This window comes from Borborobacter xinjiangensis (assembly GCF_047739745.1).
In the GTDB taxonomy this organism is placed as follows: domain Bacteria; phylum Pseudomonadota; class Alphaproteobacteria; order Rhizobiales; family Rhizobiaceae; genus Pseudaminobacter.
Genome location: NZ_JBLLVA010000065.1, coordinates 1 through 4,547 on the forward strand (window position 1 = coordinate 1; position 4,547 = coordinate 4,547).

Genomic DNA, 4,547 nt, shown 5'->3' on the forward strand with positions numbered 1-4,547 from the left:
AAAGGCCCGCCGGTTTGGCGGGCCTTTTGCTTGGATGCGGTCGTGGCGGGGCTGGGTGCGCCGCCGCCGGGCGTGGCGCTATTCGGCGGCCTCGGCGTGCTGGGTGAGCGGCTGGACGCGGGCGGCGCAGTATTTGAACTCGGGGATCTTGCCGTAGGGGTCGAGCATCGGGTTGGTCAGCTTGTTGGCCGGGCTCTCGTTGAAGCAGAACGGCATGAACACCATGCCGTCGGCGACCTCGCGGTCGGCGCGCAGGATCGCCTCGACGGTGCCGCGCCGCGTCTCGACCTCGACCATGTCGCCGATGGCCAGGCCGCGCCTGGCGATCTCGTGCGGGTTCATGGCGGCGATGCCGTAGGGCTCGATGGCGTTGAGCACCCCGGCGCGCCTGGTCATGGCGCCGGTGTGCCAGTGCTCGAGGATGCGCCCGGTGGTCAAGACCAGCGGGAAGTCGGCGTCCGGCACCTCGTCGGGCGGCAGCAGGTCGGCCGGCACGATGCGGCCGCGCCCGTCCGAGGTCGGGAAGCCGGAGGTGAAGACGATCTCGTTGCCGGGCAGGTCGGGGCCGTCGGCCGGGTAGATCACCGAGCCCTCGCGCTCGATGCGCTCCCAGGAGATGTGCTTCAGCGACGGCATCACCCGCGCCATCTCGGTGTAGACCTCCGAGACATGGCCGTAGGTCCAGCCGAGGCCCATGCGGCGGGCCAGCTCGATGATGATGTCGAGGTCCTGGCGCGCCTCGCCGGGCAGCTCGAGCGCCGGCCGGCCGATCTGCACCTGGCGGTTGGTGTTGGTGAAGGTGCCGAGCTTCTCGGCATGCGCCGAGGCCGGCAGCACCACGTCGGCATGCCAGGCGGTCTCGGTCAGGAAGATGTCCTGCACCACCAGGTGCTCGAGATGGGCAAGGGCGGCGCGGGCATGGCTCTGGTCGGGGTCCGACATCGCCGGGTTCTCGCCCATGATGTACATGCCCTTGATCTCGTCGGCATGGATGGCGTCGATGATCTCGACCACGGTCAGGCCGCGCTTGGGGTCGAGCGTCTGGCCCCAGAAGTTCTCGTACTGGCCGCGGATGTCGACATTCTCCACCGACTTGTAGTCGGGATAGTACATCGGGATCAGCCCGGCGTCGGAGGCGCCCTGGACGTTGTTCTGGCCGCGCAGCGGGTGCAGCCCGGTGCCGGGGCGCCCGACATGGCCGGTGATCAGCGCCAGCGCGATCAGGCAGCGCGAATTGTCGGTGCCGTGGGTGTGCTGCGACACGCCCATGCCCCAGAAGATCATCGAGCGCTCGGCCTTGGCATAGGTGCGCGCCACCTCGCGCAGCACCGAGGCCTCGATGCCGCAGACCTCGGCCATCGCCTCGGGCGAGAAGTCCTTGACCTTGGCCTTCAGCGCCTCGAAGCCGGAGACGTTGGCCTGGATGTACTGCTCGTCGTAGAGCTTCTCCTCGACGATGACGTGGATCAGCGCGTTGAGCATGGCCACGTCGCTGCCCGGCTTGAAGCGCAGCGAATGGCTGGCGTGGCGCATCATGTCCTGGCCGCGCGGGTCCATGATGATCAGCTTGGTGCCGCGCTTGGCCGCCTGCTTGAAATAGGTGGCGGCGACCGGGTGGTTGGTGGTCGGGCGCGCGCCGATGACGATGACGCAGTCGGCCTTCAGCGCATCCATGAACGGCGCCGACACCGCGCCGGAGCCGACCCCCTCCATCAGCGCCGCCACCGAGGAGGCGTGGCACAGCCTGGTGCAGTGGTCGACATTGTTGGTGCCGAAGCCCTGGCGGATGAACTTCTGGAACAGATAGGCCTCCTCGTTGGAGCCCTTGGCCGAACCGAAGCCGGCCAGCGCGTTGCCGCCATGCTGGTCGAGGATGGTCTTCAGCCCGGAGGCGGCGCGCTCCAGCGCCTCCTCCCAGCTCGCCTCGCGGAACACCGTCAGCGGATCGACGCCGCGCAGGTCGATGTCGCCGGCCTTCGGCGCGTCGTCGCGGCGGATCAGCGGCCTGGTCAGCCGTTCCGGCGACATCGCATAGTCGAAGCCGAAGCGGCCCTTGACGCACAGCCGGTTCTCGTTGGCCGGGCCGTTGCGGCCGTCGATCTGGACGATCCTGTTGTCCTTGACGGCGACGCTGGTCTGGCAGCCGACGCCGCAGAACGGGCACAGCGAGTCCACCACCTTGTCGAATTCCTGGATGGCGCGGGTCCTGGCCGCCTCGTCCATCAGCGTCTTCTCGTAGAGCGCCCCGGTCGGGCAGGCCTGCACGCATTCGCCGCAGGTCACGCAGGTCGACAGCCCCATCGGGTCGTGCATGTCGAACACCGGGATGGTGTGGCCGCCGCGCGCGGCCATGCCGATGACGTCGTTGACCTGCACCTCGCGGCAGGCGCGCGCGCAGGCGCCGCAGGCGATGCAGGCGTCGAGATTGACGGCGATCGCCGGGTTGGAGATGTCGAACTCGGCAATCTCCGCCGCGTCGAACTTCGAGGGATAGCGCTCGCTGCCCGAAATCCCCATCGAGAAGGCCCACTGCCAGAACGCCGACTGGTTGTCGGGGCCCTCCTCGGCCGGGCGCATGTTGCTGGCCAAGAGCTCGAACACCATCTGTCGCGACTTCGCCGCCCGCTCGCTGGCGGTGTTGACCACCATGCCCGGGGTCGGGGTGCGGATGCAGGAGGCGGCCAGCACCCGCTCGCCCTCAATGTCGACCATGCAGGCGCGGCAGTTGCCGTCGGTGCGGTAGCCGGGCAGGTCGACATGGCACAGATGCGGGATCTTGGTGCCCTCGCGCCTGGCCACGTCCCAGATGGTCTCGCCTTCGGCCGCGCTGACCGTCTTGCCGTCCAGGGTGAATTCGATTGTGCCCGCCATCTTCAGAGGTCCTTACGGAAATGCGTCAACAAATGGTTGACCGGGTTGGGCGCCGCCTGGCCGAGGCCGCAGATCGAGGCGTCGCGCATCACCTGCTCGAGGTCGCGCAGCGCCGGCTCGTCGAGGGCGCCGTCCTTCTGCAGCAGCGCCACCATCTTGCCGGTGCCCTCGCGGCACGGCGTGCACTGGCCGCAGCTCTCATGCTTGAAGAACTTCAGCAGGTTGAGGGTGGCCGCCTTGGCGCTGTCCTGGTCGGAAAACACCACGATCGCATGCGAGCCGACGAAGGCGCCGTGCTTGGCGAGCTCGCCGCCGAAATCGAGCGGAATGTCGCCGAGCGAGGCCGGCAATATGCCGCCCGAGGCGCCGCCCGGCAGATAGGCCTTGAAGCTGTGGCCGTCGGCCATGCCGCCGCAATAGCCCTCGATCAGCTCGCGCACCGTCACCCCGGCCGGCGCCAGCTTGACGCCGGGGTTCTTCACCCGCCCCGACACCGACCACGAGCGGATGCCGGGATGGCCGGGCTTGCCCTGCCCGGCAAACCAGGCCGGCCCCTTCTCGACGATGTCGCGGATCCACCACAAGGTCTCGACATTGTGGTTCAAGGTCGGGCGGCCGAACAGCCCGACCTCGGCGATGTAGGGCGGCCGGTGGCGCGGCATGCCGCGCTTGCCCTCGATGCTCTCCAGCATCGCGCTTTCCTCGCCGCAGATATAGGCGCCGGCGCCGCGCCTGAGCTCGATGAAGCCGGGCGCGGCCAGGCCGGCCGCCTCCAGCGCGGCGATCTCGGCGCGCAGGATGGCCAGCACCGCCGGATATTCGTCACGCATGTAGAAATAGATGCGCTCGGCCTCGACCGCGTGCGCGGCGATCAGCGCCCCCTCCAGCGTGCGGTGCGGGTCGCGCTCTAGATAGACGCGGTCCTTGAAGGTGCCCGGCTCGCCCTCGTCGCCATTGATCGACATCAGCCGCGGCCCGGCATAGGAGCGCACGAACTGCCACTTCTTGCCGGCCGGAAAGCCCGCCCCGCCCAGCCCGCGCAGGCCGGCATCCTGCATGGTGGCGATCAGGTCCTCGGTCTTCACCGCGCCGGCGCGCACCTTCTCAAGCAGCCGGTAGCCGCCGTCGGCGCGGTAGGCGGCAAGCCCGGTGTAGTCGGGCACCTTGACCTTTGTGTCGCCGGCCTTGGCCAGCGCCAACAGGCCGTCCGCCGTCGCGTGGTCTACCTCGCGGTCGCCGATGCGCGCCGCCGGCGCCCCGGCGCAGCGCCCCATGCACGGCGCCCGCACCACCCGCACCGCGGCCGGGTCGGCGCCCTTCTCAAGCGCCCCGACCAGGCTCTCGGCCCCGGCCAGCATGCAGCTCACCGAATCGCACACCCGGATCGTCAGCGGCGCCGGCGGCGTCTCGCCTTCCTTGACCACGTCGAAATGATCGTAGAACGAGGCGACCTCGTAGACCTCGGCCTGCGCCAGCCTCAGCTCATGCGCCAGCGCCCGCAAATGCCGCGCCGACAAATGCCCGTACCGGTCCTGGATCAGGTGCAGGAACTCGATCAACAGATCCCGCCGCCGCGCCCGCGACCCCAGCAGCGCCCGAACCTCGCCAAGCGCCACATCGTCAAGCCCGCGACCCTTCGGTCCCCGATCCCGACGACCACGTTCCTGAAATGTCAT

General features: G+C 69.2%; 2 protein-coding genes. Both read right to left on the minus strand.

Annotated elements, in window-relative coordinates:
• Positions 1-78: 78 nt before the first annotated feature.
• Positions 79-2,871 carry a formate dehydrogenase subunit alpha gene (gene fdhF / locus ACLKMW_RS26240; RefSeq protein ID WP_415727460.1) on the minus strand — a complete coding sequence of 931 codons (2,793 nt, stop codon included), beginning with the start codon at positions 2,869-2,871 and terminating at the stop codon, positions 79-81.
• Between the two features lie 2 nt (positions 2,872-2,873).
• Entirely contained in the window at positions 2,874-4,547 is a 1,674-nt protein-coding gene (locus ACLKMW_RS26245; protein WP_415727461.1) for an NAD(P)H-dependent oxidoreductase subunit E, read from the minus strand.

What these genes read in the sequence shown, in the direction of transcription:
- fdhF (WP_415727460.1), bottom strand. Translation starts at nt 2,871, where the DNA reads ATGGCGGGCACAATCGAATTCACCCTGGACGGCAAGACGGTCAGCGCG.
- ACLKMW_RS26245 (WP_415727461.1), bottom strand. Translation starts at nt 4,547, where the DNA reads ATGACATTTCAGGAACGTGGTCGTCGGGATCGGGGACCGAAGGGTCGC.